The organism is Aquipseudomonas alcaligenes (genome assembly GCF_003205495.1).
In the GTDB taxonomy this organism is placed as follows: Bacteria; Pseudomonadota; Gammaproteobacteria; order Pseudomonadales; family Pseudomonadaceae; genus Aquipseudomonas; species Aquipseudomonas alcaligenes_B.
On the sequence record NZ_QJRX01000004.1, the window covers coordinates 137,296 to 161,811 of the forward strand.

21 protein-coding genes and 5 tRNA genes are annotated in these 24,516 nt (G+C 66.4%); 8 read left to right on the plus strand and 18 right to left on the minus strand.

Annotation, left to right across the window (positions count from 1 at the left end; all coding sequences use genetic code 11):
• Positions 1-32: 32 nt before the first annotated feature.
• From leuB to leuC, 3 genes are read right to left on the minus strand one after another with little or no spacing between them, the layout of a single operon-like run.
• Positions 33-1,115 (minus strand): 3-isopropylmalate dehydrogenase, encoded by a 1,083-nt coding sequence (gene leuB, locus DMO17_RS08570; protein WP_110682076.1) that lies wholly within the window; start codon positions 1,113-1,115, stop codon positions 33-35.
• Between the two features lie 13 nt (positions 1,116-1,128).
• Positions 1,129-1,776 (minus strand): 3-isopropylmalate dehydratase small subunit, encoded by a 648-nt coding sequence (gene leuD, locus DMO17_RS08575; protein WP_110682077.1) that lies wholly within the window; start codon positions 1,774-1,776, stop codon positions 1,129-1,131.
• An 11-nt stretch (positions 1,777-1,787) separates the two neighbouring features.
• The gene (leuC, locus tag DMO17_RS08580) at positions 1,788-3,215 is read right to left on the minus strand and encodes a 3-isopropylmalate dehydratase large subunit (protein ID WP_110682078.1); all 1,428 of its coding nucleotides are present in this window, start codon (positions 3,213-3,215) and stop codon (positions 1,788-1,790) included.
• A gap of 178 nt (positions 3,216-3,393) precedes the next feature.
• On the opposite strand from leuC, the gene DMO17_RS08585 reads away from it, so the two are divergent.
• Both DMO17_RS08585 and DMO17_RS08590 read left to right on the plus strand, forming a co-directional pair.
• On the plus strand, positions 3,394-4,272 hold the full coding sequence (locus DMO17_RS08585) for a LysR family transcriptional regulator (protein ID WP_110682079.1): 879 nt from the start codon (positions 3,394-3,396) through the stop codon (positions 4,270-4,272).
• A 114-nt stretch (positions 4,273-4,386) separates the two neighbouring features.
• A complete protein-coding gene (locus DMO17_RS08590) occupies positions 4,387-7,302 on the plus strand; it encodes a sensor domain-containing protein (protein ID WP_110682080.1) in 2,916 nt (971 codons plus the stop codon).
• A gap of 52 nt (positions 7,303-7,354) precedes the next feature.
• Here DMO17_RS08590 and DMO17_RS08595 read toward each other — a convergent pair whose 3' ends face one another.
• The 12 genes from DMO17_RS08595 to DMO17_RS08650 all read right to left on the minus strand — a co-directional run bounded on the left by DMO17_RS08595 (position 7,355) and on the right by DMO17_RS08650 (position 14,768).
• Entirely contained in the window at positions 7,355-7,801 is a 447-nt protein-coding gene (locus DMO17_RS08595) for an Hsp20 family protein (RefSeq protein ID WP_110682081.1), read from the minus strand.
• Positions 7,802-7,929: 128 nt separating this feature from the next.
• Complete coding sequence (locus tag DMO17_RS08600; RefSeq protein ID WP_110682359.1) at positions 7,930-8,889, minus strand: tRNA dihydrouridine synthase; 960 nt, start codon at positions 8,887-8,889, stop codon at positions 7,930-7,932.
• A 76-nt stretch (positions 8,890-8,965) separates the two neighbouring features.
• Complete coding sequence (locus tag DMO17_RS08605; RefSeq protein ID WP_110682082.1) at positions 8,966-9,415, minus strand: acyl-CoA thioesterase; 450 nt, start codon at positions 9,413-9,415, stop codon at positions 8,966-8,968.
• Entirely contained in the window at positions 9,412-10,062 is a 651-nt protein-coding gene (locus DMO17_RS08610) for a bifunctional 4-hydroxy-2-oxoglutarate aldolase/2-dehydro-3-deoxy-phosphogluconate aldolase (RefSeq protein WP_110682083.1), read from the minus strand. Before DMO17_RS08610 ends, DMO17_RS08605 begins: the two co-directional genes overlap by 4 nt.
• Positions 10,063-10,189: 127 nt before the next feature.
• Positions 10,190-11,053 (minus strand): alpha/beta fold hydrolase, encoded by an 864-nt coding sequence (locus DMO17_RS08615; RefSeq protein WP_110682084.1) that lies wholly within the window; start codon positions 11,051-11,053, stop codon positions 10,190-10,192.
• Between the two features lie 40 nt (positions 11,054-11,093).
• On the minus strand, positions 11,094-11,633 hold the full coding sequence (locus tag DMO17_RS08620) for a TetR/AcrR family transcriptional regulator (RefSeq protein ID WP_110682085.1): 540 nt from the start codon (positions 11,631-11,633) through the stop codon (positions 11,094-11,096).
• A gap of 156 nt (positions 11,634-11,789) precedes the next feature.
• Positions 11,790-11,865 (minus strand) — tRNA-Glu (locus tag DMO17_RS08625).
• Positions 11,866-11,913: 48 nt separating this feature from the next.
• Positions 11,914-11,989, minus strand: a tRNA-Ala gene (locus DMO17_RS08630).
• 43 nt (positions 11,990-12,032) lie between these two features.
• Positions 12,033-12,108 (minus strand) — tRNA-Glu (locus tag DMO17_RS08635).
• Between the two features lie 47 nt (positions 12,109-12,155).
• Positions 12,156-12,231: transfer RNA gene (locus DMO17_RS08640), tRNA-Ala, on the minus strand.
• 110 nt (positions 12,232-12,341) lie between these two features.
• Positions 12,342-13,826 carry a glutamate--tRNA ligase gene (gltX, locus tag DMO17_RS08645; protein ID WP_110682086.1) on the minus strand — a complete coding sequence of 495 codons (1,485 nt, stop codon included), beginning with the start codon at positions 13,824-13,826 and terminating at the stop codon, positions 12,342-12,344.
• Positions 13,827-13,853: 27 nt separating this feature from the next.
• Positions 13,854-14,768: a LysR family transcriptional regulator gene (locus tag DMO17_RS08650; protein WP_110682087.1), complete on the minus strand. Its 915-nt coding sequence runs from the start codon at positions 14,766-14,768 to the stop codon at positions 13,854-13,856.
• A 103-nt stretch (positions 14,769-14,871) separates the two neighbouring features.
• Between DMO17_RS08650 and DMO17_RS08655 the strand changes: the two genes are divergently transcribed.
• Genes DMO17_RS08655 through DMO17_RS08665 form a run of 3 tightly spaced genes read left to right on the plus strand, consistent with a single transcriptional unit; the run spans position 14,872 to position 18,382 of the window.
• Positions 14,872-15,921 carry an HlyD family secretion protein gene (locus DMO17_RS08655; RefSeq protein ID WP_110682088.1) on the plus strand — a complete coding sequence of 350 codons (1,050 nt, stop codon included), beginning with the start codon at positions 14,872-14,874 and terminating at the stop codon, positions 15,919-15,921.
• Positions 15,911-17,461 carry an MDR family MFS transporter gene (locus DMO17_RS08660; protein WP_110682089.1) on the plus strand — a complete coding sequence of 517 codons (1,551 nt, stop codon included), beginning with the start codon at positions 15,911-15,913 and terminating at the stop codon, positions 17,459-17,461. Before DMO17_RS08655 ends, DMO17_RS08660 begins: the two co-directional genes overlap by 11 nt.
• 27 nt (positions 17,462-17,488) lie before the next feature.
• Positions 17,489-18,382 carry an EamA family transporter gene (locus DMO17_RS08665; protein WP_110682090.1) on the plus strand — a complete coding sequence of 298 codons (894 nt, stop codon included), beginning with the start codon at positions 17,489-17,491 and terminating at the stop codon, positions 18,380-18,382.
• 111 nt (positions 18,383-18,493) lie between these two features.
• On the opposite strand, the gene uvrB is transcribed toward DMO17_RS08665, so the two are convergent.
• A complete protein-coding gene (gene uvrB / locus DMO17_RS08670) occupies positions 18,494-20,509 on the minus strand; it encodes an excinuclease ABC subunit UvrB (protein ID WP_110682091.1) in 2,016 nt (671 codons plus the stop codon).
• A 166-nt stretch (positions 20,510-20,675) separates the two neighbouring features.
• Here uvrB and DMO17_RS08675 point away from each other — a divergent pair, with 166 nt between their 5' ends.
• Positions 20,676-21,872: an amino acid aminotransferase gene (locus DMO17_RS08675; protein ID WP_110682092.1), complete on the plus strand. Its 1,197-nt coding sequence runs from the start codon at positions 20,676-20,678 to the stop codon at positions 21,870-21,872.
• A gap of 69 nt (positions 21,873-21,941) precedes the next feature.
• A tRNA-Asn gene (locus DMO17_RS08680) sits at positions 21,942-22,017 on the plus strand.
• Between the two features lie 279 nt (positions 22,018-22,296).
• Here the strand turns inward: DMO17_RS08680 and DMO17_RS08685 are convergent.
• Complete coding sequence (locus tag DMO17_RS08685) at positions 22,297-22,656, minus strand: DUF5064 family protein (protein ID WP_110682093.1); 360 nt, start codon at positions 22,654-22,656, stop codon at positions 22,297-22,299.
• A gap of 66 nt (positions 22,657-22,722) precedes the next feature.
• Entirely contained in the window at positions 22,723-23,040 is a 318-nt protein-coding gene (locus DMO17_RS08690; RefSeq protein ID WP_110682094.1) for a DUF2288 domain-containing protein, read from the minus strand.
• 326 nt (positions 23,041-23,366) lie between these two features.
• Here DMO17_RS08690 and DMO17_RS08695 point away from each other — a divergent pair, with 326 nt between their 5' ends.
• The gene (locus tag DMO17_RS08695; protein ID WP_110682095.1) at positions 23,367-24,488 is read left to right on the plus strand and encodes a branched-chain amino acid ABC transporter substrate-binding protein; all 1,122 of its coding nucleotides are present in this window, start codon (positions 23,367-23,369) and stop codon (positions 24,486-24,488) included.
• Positions 24,489-24,516: the final 28 nt, after the last annotated feature.

A 24,516-nucleotide genomic window follows, 5' to 3' on the forward strand; every position in this document is an offset into this window, starting at 1 on the left:
AGCCCCGCCCTAGCGTGGCGGGGCTGGAAAGATTACAGGCTGCGCAGCGCCTCGACTACGGCATCACCCATGGCGGCGGTACCGACCTTGGTCTTGCCTTCCGACCAGATGTCGCCGGTGCGCAGGCCCTGATCCAGCACCTTGCTCACGGCCAGCTCGATCGCATCGGCGGCGGCGGACTGGTTGAAGCTGTAACGCAGCATCATCGACACCGAGAGAATGGTCGCCAGCGGGTTGGCGATGCCTTTGCCGGCGATGTCCGGCGCCGAACCGTGGCAGGGCTCGTACATGCCCTTGTTGTTGGCGTCCAGAGAGGCCGACGGCAGCATGCCGATGGAGCCGGTGAGCATGGAGGCCTCGTCCGAGAGGATGTCGCCGAACATGTTGTCGGTGACGATCACATCGAACTGCTTGGGCGCGCGCACCAGCTGCATGGCGGCGTTGTCCACGTACATGTGGCTCAACTCGACCTGCGGGTAGTCCTTGGCCACTTCCTCGACCACGGCGCGCCACAGCTGGCTGGAGGCCAGCACGTTGGCCTTGTCCACCGAGCACAGCTTCTTGCCCCGCACCATGGCCATGTCGAAGCCGACCTTAGCGATGCGGCGGATCTCGCTTTCGCTGTACGGCAGGGTGTCGTAGGCCATGCGCTCGCCGTTTTCCAGCACCTTGCTCTCGCGCGGCTGACCGAAGTAGATGCCACCGGTCAGCTCGCGGACGATGAGGATGTCCAGGCCAGCCACCACTTCCGGCTTGAGGCTGGAGGCCTCGGCCAGTTGCGGGTAGAGGATGGCCGGACGCAGGTTGCCGAACAGGCCCAGCTGCGAGCGGATCTTCAGCAGGCCGCGCTCCGGGCGGATGGCCGGGTCGATGGTGTCCCACTTCGGCCCGCCAACGGCGCCAAGCAGCACGGCATCAGCGGCACGCGCCTTGGCCAGGGTCTCGTCGGCCAGCGGCACGCCGTAGCGATCGATGGCGGCGCCACCCAGGTCATCGAAGGACAGCTCGAAACCGAGGCTGTACTTGTCATTGGCCAGGTTCAGCACCTTGACCGCCTCGGCCATGATTTCCGGGCCGATGCCGTCGCCGGGGAGAACCAGAATCTGCTTGCTCATGCTCAATCCTTAATCACTTGATCGCGCCGAACAGCCAGGGGCTGCTCTGCTGGTGTTTGGCTTCGAAGGCCCTGATCGCCTCCTGGTCCTGCAGGGTCAGGCCGATGTCGTCCAGGCCGTTGAGCAGGCAGTGCTTGCGGAAGGCATCGACCTCGAAGCGGTACTGCTTGCCGTCCGGGCGGGTCACGGTCTGCGCCGCCAGGTCGACGGTCAGCTGGTAGCCCTCGGTGGCCTCGCACTGGGCGAACAGCTCGTCGACTTCTGCATCCTTGAGGATGATCGGCAGCAGACCGTTCTTGAAGCTGTTGTTGAAGAAGATGTCGGCGAAGCTCGGCGCGATCACGGTACGGAAGCCGTACTCGTCCAGCGCCCAGGGCGCGTGCTCACGGCTCGAGCCGCAGCCGAAGTTCTCGCGGGCCAGCAGTACGCTGGCGCCCTGGTAGCGCGGGAAATTGAGCACGAAGTCCTGATTCACCGGGCGCTGGGAGCAGTCCTGGTTGGGCTGGCCGACATCCAGGTAGCGCCACTCGTCGAACAGGTTGGGACCGAAGCCGGTGCGCTTGATCGATTTGAGGAACTGCTTGGGGATGATCTGGTCGGTGTCGACGTTGGCGCGATCCAGCGGGCAGACCAGGCCGGTGTGTTGGGTAAAGGCTTTCATCTCAGTATTCCTCAGGCCTGGATCAGTTCGCGCACGTCGATGAAGTGGCCGGTCACGGCGGCGGCCGCGGCCATGGCCGGGCTGACCAGGTGGGTACGGCCACCGGCGCCCTGACGGCCTTCGAAGTTGCGGTTGGAGGTCGAGGCGCAATGCTCGCCGCTGCCCAGCTTGTCCGGGTTCATCGCCAGACACATGGAGCAGCCCGGCTCACGCCACTCGAAGCCGGCCTCGATGAAGATCTTGTCCAGACCTTCCTGTTCAGCCTGCGCCTTGACCAGGCCGGAGCCCGGAACCACCAGCGCCTGCTTGACGTTGGCAGCCACCTTGCGGCCCTTGGCCACCTGGGCGGCGGCGCGCAGGTCCTCGATGCGCGAGTTGGTGCAGGAGCCAATGAACACGCGATCCAGCTTGATCTCGGTGATCGGCTGGTTGGCGGTCAGGCCCATGTACTTGAGGGCGCGGACGATCGAATCGCGTTTGACCGGGTCGGCCTCGGCCGCCGGGTCCGGCACTTTCTCATCCACGGCCAGGACCATTTCCGGCGAAGTGCCCCAGGACACCTGCGGCTTGATGTCTTCGGCCTTCAGCTCGACCACGGTGTCAAACTGCGCATCGGCGTCGGACACCAGGGTCTTCCACTGGGCCACGGCCTTGTCCCAGTCGGAGCCCTTGGGTGCGAAGGGGCGACCCTCGACATAGGCGATGGTCTTCTCGTCCACCGCCACCAGGCCGACGCGGGCACCGGCCTCGATGGCCATGTTGCAAATGGTCATGCGACCTTCCATGGACAGCTCGCGGATGGCGCTGCCGGCGAATTCCAGGGCGTGGCCATTGCCACCGGCGGTGCCGATCTTGCCGATCACGGCGAGGACGATGTCCTTGGCAGTGACACCGAAGGGCAGCCGGCCTTCGACACGCACCTGCATATTCTTCATCTTCTTGGCCACCAGGCACTGGGTGGCGAGCACGTGCTCCACCTCGGAAGTACCGATGCCATGGGCCAGCGCACCGAAGGCGCCGTGGGTGGAGGTGTGCGAGTCGCCGCAGACCACGGTCATGCCCGGCAGGGTGGCGCCCTGCTCCGGGCCGACCACGTGGACGATGCCCTGGCGGCTGTCGTTCATCTTGAACTCGAGGATGCCGAAGTCGTCGCAGTTCTCGTCCAGGGTCTGCACCTGGATACGCGAGACTTCGTCGACGATGGCCTCCAGGCCGCCCTGGCGCTCGGCCTTGGTGGTCGGCACGTTGTGATCCGGAGTGGCGATATTGGCGTCCACGCGCCACGGCTTGCGCCCGGCCAGACGCAGGCCCTCGAAGGCCTGCGGCGAGGTCACTTCGTGGAGGATCTGCCGGTCGATGTAGATCAGCGACGAACCGTCGTCGCGGCGCTTCACCTCGTGCATGTCCCAGAGCTTGTCGTAGAGCGTCTTGCCGGCCATTTGCTTATGTCCTCGATCAGGTCATGTGCGGAGCGAGGGCTGATAACCCTTCTGCTGATGGGGCGATCCTAGGGATTCGGCTCGAATAACTCCAATTCATATTTTTTATTCCAAGCATTCCTGATCGGAATGCAATGCGCTATAAGACCGACAATCACCGAGCCGAGCGCAGACACCCATGGACCTGGCCAACCTCAACGCCTTCATCGCCATCGCCGAAGCCGGCAGCTTCTCCGAGGCGGCCGAGCGCCTGCACCTGACCCAACCAGCGGTGAGCAAGCGCATCGCCGGCCTGGAGCAGCAGCTCGACGTGCGCCTGTTCGACCGCCTGGGCCGCGAGGTGAACCTGACCGAGGCCGGACGCGCCCTGCTGCCGCGGGCCTACCAGATCCTCAATGTGCTGGACGACACCCGCCGCGCCCTGACCAATCTCAATGGCGAAGTCAGCGGCCGCCTGACCCTGGCCACCAGCCACCATATCGGCCTGCACCGCCTGCCGCCGCTGCTGCGGGCCTTCACCCGCCAGCATCCGCAGGTAGCCCTGGATATCCAGTTCCTCGACTCCGAGGTGGCCTACGAGGAGATTCTCCACGGCCGCGCCGAGCTGGCGGTGATCACCCTGGCCCCGGAGACCCGCGAGCCGGTGCACGCGGTGCCGGTGTGGGACGACCCGCTGGACTTCGTCGCCGCCCCCGAGCACCCGCTGGCGCGCAACGGCGCGGTGACCCTGGCCGACGTGGCGCTGCACCCGGCGGTGTTCCCCGGCGGCAACACCTTCACCCATCACATCGTCAACAACCTGTTCGCCGCCCAGGGGCTGGCGCCCAACATCGGCATGAGCACCAACTACCTGGAGACGATCAAGATGATGGTCTCCATCGGCCTGGCCTGGAGCGTGCTGCCGCGCACCATGCTCGACGACCAGGTGGTGCGCCTGCCGCTGCCGGGCATCCAGCTGCAGCGGCGCCTCGGCTACATCCTGCATAGGGAACGAACCCTGTCCAACGCGGCCAAAGCCTTCATGGCCCTGCTCGACCAGCAACGCCGCTTGCCTTGACGGCAAAACTGCGGCTAACGTGAGGACATAACGATAAAAAAGACGCCTGCATGCCGCTCCAGCGCCCCTTCCCACCAGGTGGCGAGGCCGTGCCGAGCGCCGGACGAGAACGCGATGTCCAGACCGCCCAAGCAGCCGCCCTTCCCCTACATCCCCGCCCTCGATCCCGCCGAGTTCGAGAAGACCTGGCAGGATGCGCCGCGCCTGCTCGCCGCCCTCAACGGCGCGCACCTGGGCGCCTGGTACTGGGACATCGAGAGCGGCAAGGTCAACTGGTCGCGCGGCGCCCAGGCACTGTTCGGCCTGGACCCGAAGAATCCGCTGGAACAGCGCGTCGACTACATCGAGCTGATCCCCGAGGAGGACCGCGCCAAGGTGCAGCAGCTGTTCCGGCAGGTGCTGGAAGGCCAGCCGATTGTCGAACCCCTGCGCCACCGCATCCGCTGGCCCGACGGCAGCCTGCACTGGCTGGAGATCAGCGGCCGACCGCAGCTGGACGCCAGCGGGCGCAAGCAGGTTTTCGGGGTGATCCGCGACATCACCCAGCAGCAGGAACAGGAACTGGCCCTGCGCGACAGCCAGGAGCGCCTGACCCTGGCCCTGGACTCGGCCAACCTGGGCACCTGGGACTGGCACATTCCCAGCGGCCTGCTCTATGCCTCGGAACGCGCCGCCAGCCTGCATGGCCTGCCCGCCGAGCCCTACCACGGCCCCTTCGCCGACTTCTTCGAGCGCGTCCCGACGACGGACCAGAAGCTCATGCGCCAGGCCTACCGCGACGCCTGCGCCGGCATCCAGCGCGAATATCAGGTGACCTACCGCACCCGCCTGAAGAACGGCGACACCCGCTACCTGGAGAGCACCGCCAAGCTCTACCGCGACAGCCAGGAGCAGCCGCTGCGCATGGCCGGAATCCTCATGGACATCACCGAGCGAGTGCTGCGCGAGCAGCGCCTGGCCTCCTCCGAGGAGAAGTTCGTCACCCTGTTCCAGGCCAGCCCCGAGCCCATCTGCGTGACGCGCATCCGCGATGGCGTGTTCGTCGAGGTCAACCCCAGTTTCTGCCAGGTGTTCGGCTGGCAGCCCGAGCAGATAGTCGGGCGTAGCGCCCCGGAGCTGCGTTTCTGGGTCGACGAGCGACAACGTGACCAACTGTTCGCCAAGCTGAACCAGCAACAGGGCCTCAACAACGAGGTGGCGCGCTTCCGCACCAAGGGCGGCCACCAGCTGACCTGCGTGGTGTCCAGCCGCTTCATCCGCGTCGACCGCCAGCTGTGCATCACCACCACCTTCCGCGACATCACCGAGCGCCAGGCCGCCGAAGCCGCGCTCAAGGCCAGCCAGGAGAAGTTCGCCAAGGCCTTCCATTCCAGCCCCGACGCCATCACCATCACCGAGCGTGACAGCGGGCGCTTCATCGAGGTCAACGAAGGCTTCTGCCGCCTCACCGGCTACCGCCCGGAAGAAGTGATCGGGCGCAGCGCCCTGGAGCTCAACGTCTGGGCCTACCCGGAAGAGCGCGCGAGCATGGTCGAGGCCATCATCCGCGATGGCCGCGTCTATCACCTGGAAATGCACGGCCAGCACCGCAACGGCGCGCTGCAGCTGGTGGAGGTCTCGGTCGAGCCCATCGAGCTGAATGGCACGCCCTGCCTGTTGCTGACCGCCCGCGACATCAGCGAACTGAAGGCTGCCCAGGCCCAGGTGCAGCACCTGGCCTACCACGACCCGCTGACCAACCTGCCCAACCGCGCCCTGCTGATGGACCGCCTGATTCAGCAGATCGCCCTGCTCAAGCGCCACGACCTGCACGGCGCCCTGATGTTCCTCGACCTCGACCACTTCAAGCACATCAACGACAGCCTCGGCCACCCGGTCGGCGATGCCGTGCTGAAGATGGTCACCGCCCGCCTGGAGGCCAGCGTGCGCCAGGAGGACACGGTGGCGCGCCTGGGCGGCGACGAGTTCGTGGTGCTGATTTCCGGCCTGGAAGGCAAGCGTTCCGAGGTCACCCGCCAGGTCCGCCTGGTGGCGGAAAAGCTGCGCCGCCTGCTGGCCGAGCCGATGCTGCTGGACGGCCATCGCCTGCAGGTGACGCCGAGCATCGGCATCGCCCTGCTGCCGGACCACGGCGACAACCCGACCGATCTGCTCAAGCGCGCCGACATTGCCCTGTACCGGGCCAAGGACTCCGGGCGCAACACCATCCAGCTGTTCCGCAAATCCATGCAGGAAGCGGCCAGCGAGCGCCTGCGCCTGGAGAACGACCTGCGCCTGGCCCTGGCCCGCGGCGAGTTCGAACTGTACTTCCAGCCCCAGGTGGATGCCCGCGACGACCGTGTGATCGGCGCCGAGGCCCTGCTGCGCTGGAGCCATCCGACCCTCGGCCAGCAGTCGCCGGGGCAGTTCATCCAGGTGCTGGAAGAAAGCGGGCTGATCCTCGAAGTGGGCGCCTGGGTCCTCGACGAGGCCTGCCATGCGGTGGCCAGCCTGCTGCAGCAGAAGCTGGTGCGCCGCGACAACTTCCAGCTGTGCGTCAACATCAGCCCCCGGCAGTTCCGCCAGGGCGACTTCGTCGAGCGGGTCGAGCGCTGCCTGCAGCTCAGCGAGCTGCCGGCCCGGATGCTCAAGCTGGAGATCACCGAGAGCATCGTGATCCAGAACCTGGACGACACCATCGCCAAGATGCTGCGTCTCAAGCGCCTCGGCCTGAGCTTCGCGATGGACGACTTCGGCACCGGCTACAGCTCGCTGACCTACCTCAAGCGCCTGCCGGTGGATGTGCTGAAGATCGACCAGTCCTTCGTCCGCGATGCCACCAGCGACCCCAATGACGCCGAGATCATCCGCGCCATCGTCGCCATGGCGCGCAGCCTCAATCTGGAGATGGTCGCCGAGGGCGTCGAGCAGCCCGAGCAGCTGGAATTCCTCCAGCAACAGGGCTGCCACCAGTACCAGGGCTACCTGTTCAGCAAGCCGCTGCCGCTCGAGGAGTTCCACCGGCTGCTGCACGCCCGGCGGCAGCCCTGAACAAGCGCGAAGGGCACCCGCAGGTGCCCTTCGCATGTCGCATCAGACAACCTCAGCCCTGCAGCACGGACTGCTGACCGCCGATGGGGATGCGCTTGACCTTGGCTTCCTCCGGCACGATGCGCACCAGGTCGATATTGAGCAGGCCGTTGGCCAGGTCGGCGGCCTTGACCTCGATGTGATCGGCCAGGCGAAACGACAGCTTGAAGCCACGCTGGGCGATGCCCTGGTGCAGATAGGTCACTTCGGCCGCATTGCGCTCGCGCTTGCCCCCCGTCACGGTCAGTACGCCGCGCTCGACCTGCAGCTCGAGATCCTCCTCCTGGAAGCCGGCGACCGCGATGACGATGCGGTATTCGTCCTCGCCATGCTTCTCCACGTTGTAGGGCGGGTAGGACGTCCCGGCGTCATTGCGCAGGGCAGACTCGAACAGGTCGTTGAAACGGTCGAAACCGATGGACTGGCGCAGCAGCGGGGCCATGGAAAATGCAGTGCTCATGACGTATCTCCTGAAGTTCAGCGAGTAGGTGGACCGCGGGACCCGACTGCGGCATCCCGCATTTCCTAGATGTGGACAGTCGGCAGGATTTCAATAGGTCGCATGGCGGCCGGCGACACGGCACAGGTCTAGTCGCTGGCGACCGGCGCCACACCGAGCAGTGCATCGAGACGCGCGCAGTCGTTTTCCCGGCGCACCTCGGCGAACAGCGCCACCGCCTGCGGGTAGCTGCGGGTGAGCATGGCCAGCCACTGCTTGAGACGCCCCGGCGCGTAGCGCGGCGCCAGCTTGCGCCGGGCCTGCCGCCAGAAGTCCCGGAGCAGTGGCAGCAGCTCGTCCCAGCTCATCGGCACGACGTCCTCGCCGGCACGCGCCGCGGCGATCTGCCGGGCCAGGTCGGGGCGCGAGACAAGGCCACGGCCGAGCATGATGTGCTCGGCGCCGCTGACCGCGCGGCAACGTTGCCAGTCGTCCACCGTCCAGATTTCGCCATTGGCGTAGACCGGCACGGCGACCACTTCCTGCACCCGCGCCACCCATTCCCAGTGAGCCGGCGGCTTGTAGCCGTCGACCTTGGTCCGCGCGTGCACCACCAGCTTGGCCGCCCCGCCCTCGGCCAGGGCGCGGGCACAGTCCAGGGCGCCGTCCGGGCTGTCGAAGCCCAGGCGCATCTTGGCGGTGACCGGAATCTCGGCCGGCACGGCGCGGCGTACCTCGCGCACGATGGCGTGCAGCAGCTCCGGCTCCTTGAGCAGCACGGCGCCGCCACGCGACTTGTTCACCGTCTTGGCCGGGCAGCCGAAGTTGAGGTCGATCACCGGCGCACCGAGGCTGCAGGCGAAGGCCGCATTGTCCGCCAGGCAGGCGGGGTCGGAGCCGAGCAGCTGCACGCGCAGCGGCGTGCCGGCGCGGGTGCGCGCCCCCTCGGCCAACTCGGGCGCCAGCTTGCGGTAGGCGGCCTCGGGCAGCAGGCGGTCGCTGACGCGGATGAACTCGGTGACGCACCAGTCGATGCCGCCGACACGGGTCAGCACATCGCGCAGGATCTCGTCGACCAGCCCCTCCATGGGGGCCAGGGCGATTTGCACGGCAGAGGTCTCGAAAAACGGGGTGGCGATTGTAGCCAGCACCGGGCCTGCCGAGTAGTGAGCCGCGATGGCTGGCCTAGAGTTCCAGGGGATAGGGCTGCAACAGCGCGCGCCCATAGCCCTCGACGAACTCCGTCGGCATGCGCTTGGGCTTGCCGCTGGACAGCTCGATGCAGACGAAGGTGGTCTGCGCACGCAACAGGGTGGTGGTGTCGGCCGGGCGCCACAGCTGGAAGCGGCGGGTCATCTTCAGCCGGTGGTCGGACTCGACGATCCAGGTGGCCATCTGCAGCTCCTCGCCCTCGTAGGCGCTGGCCAGGTAGTCGATCTCGTGGCGCAGCACCGCCATGGCGCGATCCAGACGGCGGTACTCGGCCAGGTCCAGGCCAAGGTGCTGCGAGTGGCGCCAGGCGCAGCGCTCCAGCCAGCTGACGTAGACCGCGTTGTTGGCATGGCCGAGACCGTCGATGTCGTCGGCATTCACCACCAGGTCGATGACGAAGGGCTCGGGCAGATCCCAGCTCATGGCTTGGCCTCCACGCCGGCGGCCAGGGCCCGGGCCTCGCTGGCCAGCTGGGTGATCTGGTCCCAGGCACGGGCGCGGATCAGGTTGTCCGGGGCGATCCAGGTGCCGCCGACACAGGCCACGTTGGGCAGGCGCAGGAAGCTCAGCAAATTGTCGGCGGTGATGCCGCCGGTGGGACAGAAGCGGATGCCGGTGAAGGGCCCCTTGAAGCTTTTCAGCATCTTCACGCTGGCGGCGCCATTGGCCGGGAACAGCTTGAGCGAGCGATAGCCGTACTCCAGCGCCAGCAGCACCTCGGACGGCGTCATCACCGCCGGCAGGTAGGGCAGCCCGGAGTCGTCGGCCGCCGCCGCCAGGCGCTCGGTGCAGCCCGGGCTGACGGCGAACTGGGCGCCGGCGTCGCGCGCTTCCTGGAACTGCTCGGCATGGATCACCGTGCCGGCGCCCACCAGCAGCTGCGGCAGGGCCTGGCGAATGGCCGCCAGGGCATCCAGCGCGCGCGGCGTGCGCAGGGTCACTTCCAGCACCTCGACGCCACCGGCGTACAGGGCACGTGCCAGGTCCACCGCCAACGCGCAATCCTCGATCACCAGCACCGGCAGCACCGGGCGGGCGCGTTGCAGCACCACATCCATCGTCAGGCCCATGTCACCTCCCCTTCAGCGAACGGCATTGGCTGCTGTGACGGCGCCCACTGGCCGCGAAGCACAACTTCGGCACAGTGGGCACATGGCAGGGAGTGTAACGTTTTAGCGCCCGCGTAGCGCCTGGCGCTCAGGAAGCCAGCACCGTGGCAGCCAGCACCCGGCGGCTGACGGCGCTGTGCAGGTCGGCGCTGCCGAGCAGCTCCAGCACCGCCTCGACCACCCGCGGATCGCCCAGCGGCTTGCTGTGGCCGCCCCGTTCCAGGGGCAGCAGGCGGCTGCCGGGCCAGGCCGCGTGGATGCTCTGCGCCTCGCCGTAGGGCACCATGGGGTCGTCCTCGGCATGCACCACCAGGCCGGGGAAATCCAGCTGATAGCGCGCCACGTCGAGTTGCGCGGCGGGCATGCCGGCGCTCTGCTCGACCATGCGCACGAAGCGTGCCCTGGCCTGCTTCGGCAGGCCGACGAAGTGGGCGAAACGGCGCAGGGCGCCGAGGATGCGCGCCGGCGCGGCGATGGTCACCAGCGCCTCGGTGCGCAGGCCGAGCTGGGTGGCCAGCAAGGCGCTGGCGCCACCCAGGGAATGGCCGATCACCGCCTTCAGCGGCGGCAGCTCACCCGCCGCCTCCAGCAAGGCGCGGGCGAACAGCACCACGTTGGCCTCGTGCCCCGGCGAGCGACCATGGGTCGGGGCGTCCAGGGCCACCACGCCGTAGCCGGCCCGCACCAGGGCACGAATCAGCTCGGCGAACTGGGTCGGCCGACCTTCCCAGCCGTGCAGCAGGAGTACCGCGGGGCCCTGGCCCCAGCGCAGGGCGGACAGGCCGAAGCGCAGGGTAATGCGCTCGGACTCGGCCAGCAGCGGCAGCTCCCAGTCGCGTGGCGGCAGGTCGCGCGGCGTGAGGAAGGCCCGGTGCATCTTGCTGGCCACCAGATCCGGGGCCAGGCGACCAACAGTGGCATTGAAGCCACGAATCCAGCTCATGCTGCTCATCTCGCTTCTCCTCACAAAGGCCCGCCAGGCGGGCACGCTTTCACAGCACCGCCGACTTGGCGGCACGCAGAACCCGATCCGACAGCTCGCCCGCACCCAGTGCGCGAGCCAGTGCCAGACCACCCACCATCAGGGCCAGATCGGCCAGCACCTTGTCGGCCTCCTCCGGGCTGCCGGCCAGTTCGGCCACCATCAGCTCGACATGCTCGACCAGCACCAGACGGAAAGGCTCGGGCAGGTGACTGACCTCCCCCAGCGAACTGGGCAGCGGGCAGGCATCGCTGCCGGCATCGCGATGCTTGCGCGACAGGTAGAAGGCCGCGGCCAGCACCCGCCGCTCCTCGGCCGTCTGGCTGTCGTCGAGCTGCCGGAGCAACTGCCGACGCCGCCCGAGCAGGTCACGGAAGGCCTCCAGCATCAGCGCCTCCTTGCTCTCGAAGTGGGCATAGAAGCCACCGACGGTGAGGCCGGCGGACTCCATCACCTCGGCCACGCCCGGCTGCAGCGGACCACGCCGAACCAGTGCGGCACTGGCGGCGCCGAGAATGCGCTGGCGGGTTCTGGCCTTCTTGTCGCTCATGGCAGCCTCCATCAAATGATGGATTTAATATTACAACCATAATAAGAATGCGCAAGCCGCGACCCGGACCGCTCGTCGCGTCAATGCAGATGCCGGAAAAACAAAAGGGCCATTCCGAAGAATGACCCTTGAAGTCCGCAAAACGCGGAAAGAAAGTGGCGTCCCCTAGGGGACTCGAACCCCTGTTACCGCCGTGAAAGGGCGGTGTCCTAGGCCACTAGACGAAGGGGACAGAACCTTCGAAGAACAAGGCCAGCACTAGGCTGGCCTTGTCAGTGATTGGTGGAGCTAGACGGGATCGAACCGTCGACCTCTTGCATGCCATGCAAGCGCTCTCCCAGCTGAGCTATAGCCCCGGATTTTGCGTCTCTCGACGTGCAGTGCAGGCACTGCGTGAAGTGGCGTCCCCTAGGGGACTCGAACCCCTGTTACCGCCGTGAAAGGGCGGTGTCCTAGGCCACTAGACGAAGGGGACGAAACCTTCATTCACTCGAACGCGCTGGAATTCGTTCGGTGGCAATTTGGTGGAGCTAGACGGGATCGAACCGTCGACCTCTTGCATGCCATGCAAGCGCTCTCCCAGCTGAGCTATAGCCCCGTCGCTTGGACGGGGCGCATATTAGGGGCGAGGTATTTGCCTGTCAACACAATTTTTCATCGAACCTGAAAAAATTCTGAAGGCAGAACAATCACTTACCCCTAACCTCCTCAGCCGCGAAAGCCCTCCAGCAGCTTCTTCCACTCCTTGGTCTCGCCATTGCTCACGCCGCCGAGCAGCTCGACGGCCTGGCGCAGGCGGAAGCGCGACAGGTCGGCGCCGAGGATTTCCATGGCATCCAGCACCGAGACCGAGCTGGCCTTGCCGGTGATGGCCGGGAAGATCAGCGGCATCAGGTCGCGCAGCTTGAGGCCGAGGCCCTCGCAGACGAACTGGATGCAGCCGGTGATCTTCTCCTTGTCCCACTGGCGCAGCGCCTCCAGCTCCCAGAGCACCAGCTGCAGTGCCTGGCGCACCTGGTCCGGAGTCAGCTTCTTGTGCTCCAGCAGCTTGGCATCCAGCTGCACGCCGCCGCTGAAGAAGAAGCTGGACAGCGGCGCGATGTCGCTGAAGGTCTCGACGCGCTGCTGCACGTGCGGGGCAATCTGCATCAGGTACTGTGGATTGAACGCCCACTGCTGCACGCGCCGGGCGAACTCCTCCACCGGCAGCTCGCGCAGCCACTGACCGTTGAGCCAGGACAGCTTCTCGATGTCGAAGATCGGCCCGCCGAGGGAGACGCGCGACAGGTCGAAGTGCTCGATCATCTCGGCCAGACTGAACTTCTCGCGCTCGTCCGGCATCGACCAGCCCATGCGCCCCAGGTAGTTGAGCAGCGCCTCGGGCATGAAGCCCATGCGCTCGTAAAAGGTGATGCAGGTGGGGTTCTTGCGCTTGGACAGCTTGGACTTGTCCGGATTGCGCAGCAGCGGCATGTAGCAGAGTTTGGGCTGCGCCCAGCCGAAGTACTCGTACAGCTTGATCAGCTTGGGCGCCGACGGCAGCCACTCCTCGCCGCGCAGGACGTGGGTGATCTCCATCAGGTGGTCGTCGACCACGTTGGCCAGGAAGTAGGTGGGCAGGCCGTCGGCCTTCATCAGCACCTGCATGTCCATGCGATCCCACGGGATCTCCACGTCGCCGCGCAGCATGTCTGGCACCACGCAGACACCCTCGCTCGGCACCTTCATGCGCACCACATGGGATTCGCCGGCGGCAATGCGCTTCTGCGCCTCTTCCGGGGAGATGTGCATGCAGTGGCCGTCGTAGCGCGGGGTTTCCTTCTTCGCCATCTGCTCGGCGCGGACCTGGTCCAGGCGCTCGGCGGAGCAGAAGCAGGGGAACGCGTGGCCCTTGGCGACCAGCTCGTCCGAGTACTTCTTGTAGATCGCGCCGCGCTCGCTCTGCCGGTACGGGCCGTGCGGGCCACCGACATCCGGACCTTCGTTCCACTCGATGCCCAGCCAGCGCAGGGCATCGAAGATCTGCTGCTCGGACTCGCGGGTCGAGCGCAGCTGGTCGGTGTCCTCGATGCGCAGGATGAACTCGCCGCCGTGCTGGCGGGCGAAGCACAGGTTGAACAGGGCGATGTAGGCAGTGCCGACGTGCGGGTCACCGGTCGGCGACGGCGCAATGCGGGTGCGGACTTTGGTCATGACAAGTCTCGGAAACGAAGGAGTGGTTCAAGGGCGCGATGTTAGCAGGCCGGCGCCCGCCGGCTCCAGCAGGCCGGCCTGCGGCAGGCTGGCGATGAGGAAATCGAGAAAGGCCTTGACCTTCATCGCCTGGAAACGCCGCGACGGGTACACCGCATAAAGCTCGCCAGTCGGCAGGCGCGCTTCGGGCAGCAGCTCGATCAGCTCCCCGTCCTGCACGGCCGCCTCGGAGATCATCACCGGCAATGCGGCAATCCCGGCACCGGCCAGCGCCGCCTCGCGCGCCAGGGTGATGTTGTTGCAGGCCAGCACGCGCTGGCAGGCGATGTTTTCGCCCAGCAGCGGCCAGTGCCGCGGGGAATCCACCGGCAGGTGGAGGGCGCGATGCCCGGCCAGCTCCTGAACGGTGCGCGGCGTGCCGTGCTGGGCCAGATAGGCCGGGCTGGCGCACAGGCGGCGGCGACTCTCGAACAGCTTGCGCGCGATCAGCGTCGAGTCGCGCGGCTGGCCGACCTGGATGGCGATGTCGACCCCCTCCTCCAGCGGATCGACATCACGGGAGGTCAGCTCCACCTCGGCACTGATCTGCGGGTACTGGCGCATGAACTCGCCCAGCACCCGGCCCAGAAACAGCTGGCCGAACTCGATGGGCGCGGTGATCCGCAGCAATCCGGAGGGCGCCTGCTGCAGCTGCATCACCGCCTGCTCGGCCTCGGCGAAGTCGAGCATGATCTGCCGGCAGCGCTCGTAATAGGCCTGCCCCACCTCGGTCAGGCGCAGCTTGCGCGTGGTGCGGTTGAGCAGGCGCACGCCGAGGCGCTCCTCCAGCAGGGCGATGCGCCGGCTCACCGTGGACTTCTGCATGCCCAGGCTCTGAGCGGCCTGGGTGAAGCTGTGGCACTCCACCACGCGGGTGAAGATCAAGGCATCATCCAGCCCCATTATTGTTCCCCATAAGCAACAAAGTTTGCGAATTCTACCGGCTACTTACTTAACAGCAACACTGTTAAATTTGCTTACACTCTGCCAGTCTTTCGAGTTCGCCATGCCCGCCCAGTTGCAACGCCGTCTGTCCGTCTTCGTCGCCCTCCTCGCCCTGATCGCCGCCGGCCTGTTCGGCCACTGGCTGCTGGTCGGACGCTTCCACGAAAGCACCGACAACGCCTACGTACAGGGCGAGATCACCCGCGTCTCCAGCCAGCTGGGCGCGCGCATCGAGCAGGTGCTGGTGGCCGACAACCAGCAGGTGGAGAAAGGCCAGCTGCTGCTGACCCTGGAGGCCGCCGACTTCCAGCTGGCCCTGGAGCGCGCCCGCGCCGCCCTGGCCACCCGCGAGGCGGAGCTGGCGCAGGCGCAGAGCCGCCTGGACCAGCAGGCCAGCCTGATCGCCGCCAGCCAGGCCGATGTCGCCGCCGGGCAGGCCACGCTCGCACGCACCCAGATCGACCTGTCCCGCGCCCAGACCCTGAGCAAGCCGGGCTACGTCTCCGAAGAAAGGGTCACCACCCTGTCCGCCGACAGCCGCGTGGCCCGCTCGCAGCTGTCCAAGGCCGAGGCCGACCTGGCCGCCCAGCGCCAGCAGGTGGATGCCCTGCAGGCCGAGGTCAAGCGCCTCGAAGCGCAGATCGCCAACGCCCGCGCGGAGATCGCCCAGGCCGAGCTGAACCTGGCGCGCACCGAGATCCGCGCGCCGATCAGCGGCACCATCGGCCAGCGCTCCGCCCGCACCGGCCAGGTGGTGCAAGCCGGCGCCTATCTGCTGTCGATCGTGCCGAGCGACGCCATCTGGGTGCAGGCCAATTTCAAGGAAACCCAGATCGGCCGCATGCAGGTCGGCCAGAGCGCCGCGCTGGTCTTCGACGCCTACCCGGACACGCCCATCGAGGGCCGCATCGACAGCCTGTTCGCCGCCTCCGGCGCGCAGTTCAGCCTGCTGCCACCGGACAACGCCACCGGCAACTTCACCAAGGTGGTGCAGCGCATCCCGGTCAAGCTGACCTTCGCCGCCGACAACCCGCTGGCCGGCAAGATCCGCCCCGGCATGTCCGTGGAAGTGAGCGTGGATATCGCCAGCGACGCCCGTCATGGCGGCTGATGCGCTGATCCGCCCGGTCGGCGAGCCGAGCCGGCGCGACTGGATCGCGGTGATGAGCGCCATGCTCGGCGCCTTCATGGCGGTGCTGGACATCCAGATCACCAACTCCTCGCTCAAGGACATCCAGGGCGCGCTGTCGGCCACCTTGGAGGAAGGCTCGTGGATCTCCACCTCCTACCTGGTGGCCGAGATCATCATGATCCCGCTCACCGCCTGGCTGGTGCAGCTGCTCTCGGCGCGGCGCCTGGCGGTATGGGTGTCGCTGGGCTTCCTCGCCTCCTCGCTGCTCTGCTCGCTGGCCTGGAACCTGGAAAGCATGATCGTCTTCCGTGCCCTGCAGGGCTTCACCGGCGGCGCGCTGATTCCCCTGGCCTTCACCCTGACCCTGATCAAGCTGCCCGAGCACCACCGGGCCAAGGGCATGGCGCTGTTTGCCATCACCGCCACCTTCGCGCCCTCCATCGGCCCCACCCTGGGCGGTTGGCTCACCGAGAACTGGGGCTGGGAATACATCTTCTATATCAATGTGCCGCCCGGCCTGCTGATGATCGCCGGCCTGATGTACGGTCTGGAAAAGAAGGCGCCGGACTGGCAGCTGCTGAAGAGCACCGACTACGCCGGCATCGTCACCCTGGGCCTCGGGCTGGGCTGCCTGCAGGTATTCCTCGAGGAGGGCCATCGCAAGGACTGGCTGGAGTCGCAGCTGATCGTCGGCCTGGGCAGCGTGGCGCTGGTCAGCCTGGTGCTGTTCGTGATCCTGCAGCTGTCGCGCGACAACCCGCTGATCAACCTGCGCATCCTGCGCGAGCGCAACTTCGGCCTCACCAGCATCGCCAGCCTGGGCATGGGTCTGGGACTGTACGGCTCGATCTACCTGCTGCCGCTGTACCTGGCGCAGATCCAGGGCTACAACGCCCTGCAGATCGGCGAGGTGATCATGTGGATGGGCCTGCCGCAGCTGCTCATCATCCCGCTGGTGCCCAAGCTGATGAAGGTGATCTCGCCGAAGTGGCTGTGCGCCGCCGGCTTCGCCCTGTTCGGCGCCTCCAGCTTCTTCTCCGGCACACTCAACCCGGACTTCGCCGGCGAGCAGTTCAACCATATCCAGATCATCCGCGCCCTCGGCCAGCCGCTAATCATGGTGACCATCTCGCTGATCGCCACCGCCTACATCCAGGCACAGGACGCCGGCTCCGCGTCGAGCCTGTTCAACATCCTGCGCAACCTCGGTGGCGCCATCGGCATAGCCCTGCTCGCCACCCTGCTCGACAGCCGCGCCAAGACCTACTTCGACTACCTGCGCGAGGCCCTGGTACCGGGCAACCCGCAGGTCGACGAGCGCCTGGCCCTGCTCACCGAGCAGCTCGGCAGCCCGCAGGCGGCGCTGGGCAAGCTCAGCGAGATCACCCACCAGCAGGCCAGCATCATGGCCTACAATGACGCCTTCCATTTCGTCGGCCTGGCCCTGGCCATCAGCATGCTCGCCGTGCTGCTGACCCGCAGGCTGCCCGCCGGCGCCACCGGTGGCGCGGCGCACTGAGCCCGCCACCCTGCTTCTGGTTGCACCATGCCTGCCTCGCGTTACCGCTCGTTCCTGCTGATCGGCGCCTTTCTCGTCATCTATATCGGCTGGGGCACCACCTACCTGGCCAACCACTTCCTCCTGCGCGAGCTGCCGCCCTTCGTCATCGGCACCCTGCGCTTCTGCCTGGCGGGGCTGTTGGCGCTGCTCTGGGTGGCGGCGCGTGGCGCGCTGCGGGTGCAAGTCAGCGACTGGGGCGGTGCGCTGATCGGTGGCCTGCTGCTGATCGCAGTCGGCCAGGGCGCGCTGATCTATGCCAACCAGCACCTGCCGACCGGCATGCTGGCCATCCTCTATGCCTCGCTGCCGCTGTGGAGCGTGCTGCTGGAGTGGCTGCTGCAGGACCGCCCGCCACTCTGGGCGGTGCTTGGCCTGGCCATCGCCAGCGCCGGCATAGTGCTGCTGATGGGCGGCGGCCTGAGCGCAGCGGCCGGCCCCATGCAATGGCTGTCCGGCGCCCTGGTGCTGCTGGCCACCCTGCTCTGGGCCGTCGGCGCCTGGTGGCTGCGCCAGCGCGCGCCCTTTGCCTCGCCGGCCACCGGGCTGGGCCTGCAGATGCTGATCGGCGCACTGGTGCTGGGCGGCCTGGGACTCTGGCATGGCGACTGGCAGGCCGTGCAGCTCGGCGCGCTGTCCATGCAGGGCTGGCTGTGGCTGATCTACCTGGTGCTGCCGGTCAGCCTCGGCGTGTACCCGGCCTATTTCTGGCTGCTGCGCGAAGTGAAGCCGAGCCTGGTGTCGACCTTCGCCTTCGTCAACCCGGTGGTGGCGCTGCTGCTCGGCTACCTGATCCTCGACGAACGCCTGAGCCTGTCCGCCGGCATGGCCTGCGCGGCGGTGCTGGTCGGGGTGTCGATGATCATCTTCGGACGGCGCTAAGCCCCCGTAGGGCGGGTAAAACCCGCGAGCCTCGACCGCTACGCTACGCCTTCCCTGTAGCCCGGATGCAATCCGAGGACGCTTCCCGGATTGCATCCGGGCTACAGGAGCTCAGACCTGCAGCAGGCGGTCACGCAGCTTCTGGATCTCGTCGCGCAGCTGTGCAGCGGCCTCGAATTCCAGGTCGCGGGCCAACTGGTACATCTTCTCTTCCAGCTGGCGGATGCGCTTGCTGATCTCGCTCGGCGAGCGCAACTCGGCTTCATAACGGGCGCTCTCCTCGGCCGCCTTGGCCGCGGCCTTGCGCTTGTTGCTGCGCGCCCCCGGCACCACGGCGCCTTCGAGGATGTCGCGGATATCCTTCTTGACCCCCTTGGGCACGATGCCGTTGGCCTCGTTGAAGGCCAGCTGCTTGTTGCGCCGCCGCTCGGTCTCGCCGATGGCGCGCTCCATCGAGCCGGTCATGTTGTCGGCATAGAGGATGGCCTTGCCGTTGAGGTTGCGCGCGGCGCGGCCGATGGTCTGGATCAGCGAGCGCTCGCTGCGCAGGAAGCCTTCCTTGTCGGCGTCGAGGATGGCCACCAGCGACACCTCGGGCATGTCCAGGCCTTCGCGCAGCAGGTTGATACCCACCAGCACGTCGAATGCGCCGGTACGCAGGTCGCGGATGATCTCCACCCGCTCCACCGTGTCGATGTCCGAGTGCAGGTAGCGCACCTTGACGTCGTGGTCGGCCAGGTAGTCGGTGAGGTCCTCGGCCATGCGCTTGGTCAGGGTGGTGACCAGCACCCGCTCCTCGACCGCCACGCGCTTGCGGATTTCCGACAGCAGGTCGTCGACCTGGGTACGCGCCGGGCGCACCTCGATCTGCGGGTCGACCAGGCCGGTGGGGCGCACCACCTGCTCGATCACCCGACCGGCGTGCTCGGCCTCGTAGGGGCCGGGCGTGGCGGAGACGAAGATGGTCTGCGGGCTGGCCGCCTCCCATTCCTCGAAGCGCATCGGCCGGTTGTCCAGCGCCGACGGCAGGCGGAAGCCGTACTCGACCAGGGTTTCCTTGCGCGAGCGGTCGCCCTTGTACATGGCGCCGATCTGCGGAACGGTGACGTGCGATTCGTCGATCACCAGCAGCGACTCGGCCGGCAGATAGTCGTACAAGGTGGGCGGCGGCTCGCCCGGCGCGCGGCCGGAGAGGTAGCGCGAGTAGTTCTCGATGCCGTTGCAATAGCCCAGTTCGAGGATCATCTCCAGGTCGAAGCGGGTACGCTGCTCCAGGCGCTGCGCCTCCACCAGCTTGTTGTTGGTGCGCAGGTAGTCCAGGCGCTCCTTGAGCTCGACCTTGATGTGCTCCACCGCCTCCAGCAGGGTCTCGCGCGGGGTCACGTAGTGGCTCTTGGGGTAGAAGGTGAAGCGCGGCAGCTTCTGGATCACCTCGCCGGTCAGCGGATCGAAGGCCGCCAGGCTCTCCACCTCGTCGTCGAACAGCTCGACACGGATCGCCTCCAGGTCCGATTCGGCCGGGAAGATATCGATCACGTCGCCGCGCACACGGAAGGTGGCGCGGGCGAAGTCCATGTCGTTGCGGGTGTACTGCAGCTCGGCCAGGCGGCGCAGCAGCGCGCGCTGGTCCATTTTGTCGCCGCGGTCGATGTGCAGCACCATCTTCAGGTACTCCTCCGGGCTGCCCAGGCCGTAGATGGAGGAGACGGTGGCGACGACTATGGCGTCCGGCCGTTCGATCAGCGCCTTGGTCGCCGACAGGCGCATCTGCTCGATGTGGTCGTTGATCGAGGCGTCCTTCTCGATGAAGGTGTCCGAGGCCGGTACATAGGCCTCCGGCTGGTAGTAGTCGTAATAGGAGACGAAATACTCCACCGAGTTGTTCGGGAAGAAGCTCTTGAACTCGCCGTACAGCTGCGCCGCCAGGGTCTTGTTTGGCGCCAGCACCAGGGTCGGCCGCTGCACCTGGGCGATCACGTTGGCGATGCTGAAGGTCTTGCCCGAGCCGGTCACGCCCAGCAGGGTCTGGTGCGACAGGCCGGCCTCCAGGCCCTCGACCATCTGGCGGATCGCCTCGGGCTGATCGCCGGCAGGCTTGAAGCGGGTGACGAGCTGAAACTGCGACATGATCGATCCTCTGTGACGCGCCGCCGCGGCGAGCGTCAAAGCTTGGAATTGCGCGCTGGCGCTGTCGCCGCGCACAACCGGGGTGGCTATAATAGCGGCCCCTTTATGCAACCCCTAGCGGGCGTTGCCGCATCCCAACCTTCTCCTCTCCGAGACCGCCGCAATCATGAGTCTGTTCTCCGCCGTCGAAATGGCGCCGCGCGACCCGATACTGGGCCTGAATGAAGCCTTCAACGCCGACCCCCGTCCGAACAAGGTCAACCTGGGCGTGGGCGTTTACTTCACCGAGGAGGGGCGAATTCCGTTGCTGCGCGCCGTGGCCGAGGCCGAGAAGGCACGCATCGAGGCCCACGCGCCACGCGGCTACCTGCCGATCGAAGGCATCGCCGCCTACGACAGCGCCGTGCAGAAGCTGCTGTTCGGCGCCGACTCCGCCCTGCTGGCCGAAGGCCGCGTGGTCACCACCCAGGCCGTCGGCGGCACCGGCGCACTGAAGACCGGCGCCGACTTCCTCAAGCGCCTGCTGCCGAACGCCGTGGTCGCCATCAGCGACCCGAGCTGGGAAAACCACCGCGCGCTGTTCGAGTCCGCCGGCTTCCCGGTACAGAACTACCGCTACTACGACGCCGCGACCAACGGCGTGAACCGCGCCGGCCTGCTGGAAGACCTGCAGAACCTGCCGGCACGCTCCATCGTCGTGCTGCATGCCTGCTGCCACAACCCGACCGGCGTCGACCTAAGCCTGGACGACTGGAAAGCCGTGCTGGAAGTGCTGCGCGAGCGCGAGCACGTGCCCTTCCTCGACATCGCCTACCAGGGCTTCGGCGAGGGTATCGACCAGGACGCCTTCGCCGTGCGCCTGTTCGCCGAATCCGGCCTGCCCTTCTTCGTGTCCAGCTCGTTCTCCAAGTCCTTCTCGCTGTATGGCGAGCGCGTCGGCGCGCTGTCCATCGTCACCGCCAACAAGGACGAAGCCGGCCGCGTGCTGTCGCAGGCCAAGCGCGTGATCCGCACCAACTACTCCAACCCGCCGACCCACGGCGCCACCGTGGTCGCCAGCGTGCTCAACAGCCCCGAGCTGCGCGCGCTGTGGGAGCAGGAACTGGGCGAGATGCGCCAGCGCATCCGCGACATGCGCCTGGCCATGGTCGAGCAACTGGCCGCCCTCGGCGCCAAGCGCGACTTCAGCTTCGTTGCCCGCCAGCGCGGCATGTTCTCCTACTCCGGCCTGACCGCCGAGCAAGTCGAGCGCCTGAAGACCGAGTTCGGCATCTACGCCGTCGGCACCGGTCGCATCTGCGTCGCCGCGCTGAACCGCAACAATCTGGATGCGGTGACCCGCGCCATCGTCCAGGTGCTCTGAGACAAATCGGGGAAGTCGCCCTCCGGGTGTTGACTTCCCCTTTTTAATCAGTAGGATACGCACCGCTGTTCCGCGATAGCTCAGTCGGTAGAGCAAATGACTGTTAATCATTGGGTCCCTGGTTCGAGTCCAGGTCGCGGAGCCAAATTCAAAAGCCTCAGGTGAAAGCCTGGGGCTTTTTTATTGCCTGCCGGACTCTCACCAGGGACTGCGTCCCCGGTTATTCGGCCCAAGGGCCTCACCCCTTCGGGGCCGCGCTGAAGCGCGTTCGGCTGGCGCCGTCGAGTCCAGGTCGCGGAGCCAAATCCAAAATCCCGGGTGAAAACCGGCCCCCCCTTGTTTCCACACGGTGTTACCGGCCCGGCTTCCCCCACAACAGAACAAGCCCCGCAGGTGCGGGGCTTGTTCTGTTGCGATGCCTGGGTCAGAGCCCATCTTTTTCCAGATGATCGAAGTTCACCGCTTCACCCGGCTTGGCACCCAGCTTGTTGCGAATGTCCACGAACATCCGATCGAACTCGTCGTGGCCGCGCATGATCAACGAGTGATTGGTCGGCAGACCGTGCTTGGCGGCGACCCGGCTGGCCACGCTGGCAAAGTTGAAGGCGGTGTCGCGATGCAGGGAGAACTCGTCCTTGAACGCCCGGCCGAGTATCTGCCCCTCCATGCGGAAGTGGACCATCTGCCCCTCTTGGGGATCGTGGCGCACTTCATAGAAGAGGTCCACGGCGTAATCGATCTGGCCTGGCAGGCTGGCCCTGTGCAAATGCCCCGGTTCGAACATGGCGGCTCTCCTTGCTGGTCGGAAAGCTCATTCTAGTCCAGCATTGCCGCGCGCAAATGACCTCGATCAGTGCAACGCTGCACCAGCACCACGCTCCTGGATCAGCACCCAGGGCGCCACCACCACGGCCCATAGCTCCGGGTCCCGCTCCAGGTAATCCTGCGCCTGGGGTTCATCGACCTTGGCCACCTGCCCCGCCTGCAGCCAGGCGGCGACCTTGTCACCCTGATCCTCGGCCACGGCCTGCGCGACCTCGACCAGATCCAGCGCGGGACTGACCCACAGCAACTGGCCGCGGGCGAAGAAGGGCTGCAGCTCCTGCCAGGCAATCTTGGCCGTTTCGCCAAGAAGCTTGGCATAAAGGGTGCTTGCTTGATCTGTCATGACTTGCCCTGTGTAGAAATCACCCGAATGGGTCAGCGGGCGCCATGATAGCGCCCGCCCTACGACTGGCAAGTCGAGCCCTTAACCTCACACCGGCAGAAGGACCTTCCAGTCACAAAAAAACGCGCCGTTATTCTGTACGTTTATTTCAATTAAGCGACACCGCCCCCGCATGCCTCCAACTGTGTGCTTTTCAAGCCGCAAAACAGGGTTCTACACTGTGCCGGTACAGTTGCCGGGCGTGTGGCCGGGGGAGTTTTAGCCGGTCCTGCAGCTTTGGCCGCATGGATTACAAGAACGAACAACACAAATAAGAGTGGAGCACTATGAAACAGGCTACCAAGCAAGTGACCAAGCTGTTCGCCGCCATGGCCCTGGCTGGCGCCGCCAGCTATTCGATGGCCGCTGACACCATCAAGATCGCTCTGGCCGGTCCGGTGACCGGTGCCGTTGCCCAGTACGGCGAAATGCAGTTCATCGGTGCCGAAATGGCCATCGAGCAGATCAACAAGGCCGGCGGGGTGAACGGCGCGATGCTCGAAGGCGTCAAGTACGACGACGCCTGCGATCCGAAGCAGGCCGTGGCCGTGGCCAACAAGATCGTCAACGACGAAGTGAAATACGTCGTTGGCCACCTGTGCTCCAGCTCCACTCAGCCGGCGTCCGACATCTACGAAGACGAAGGCATCCTGATGATCACCGCGGCCTCCACCAGCCCGGACATCACCGCCCGCGGCTACCAGCTGGTGTTCCGCACCATCGGCCTGGACAGCCTGCAAGGCCCGACCGCCGGCAACTTCATTGCCGACCACGTCAAGCCGCAGACCGTTGCCGTCGTGCACGACAAGCAGCAGTACGGTGAAGGCATCGCCACCGCGGTCAAGCAGACCTTGGAAGGCAAAGGCACCAAGGTTGCCGTGTTCGAAGGCATCAACGCCGGCGACAAGGACTTCTCCTCGCTGATCTCCAAGCTCAAGCAGGCCAACGTCGACTTCGTCTACTACGGCGGCTACCACCCGGAGCTGGGCCTGCTGCTGCGCCAGGCCGCCGAGAAAGGCCTGAAAGCCAAGTTCATGGGTCCGGAAGGCGTGGGTAACAAGGAAATCTCCGCCATCGCCGGTCCGGCCTCCGAAGGCCTGCTGGTGACCCTGCCGAAGTCCTTCGACCAGGATCCGAAGAACCAGGCACTGGTCGAGGCCTTCAAGGCCAAGAACCAGGACCCGAGCGGTCCGTTCGTGTTCCCGGCCTACGCCGCCGTGCAGGTCATGGCCGAAGGCATGAAGAAGGCCGGCAGCACCGACACCGACAAGGTCGCTGCCGCGCTGCGCGCCAACAGCTTCGAGACCCCGACCGGCACCCTGGCCTTCGACGAGAAGGGTGACCTGAAGGACTTCAGCTTCGTGGTCTACGAGTGGCACCAGGACGGTACCAAAACCGAAGCCAAGTAAGCTTCCCGCCTGAACCCAAAGCCCACTG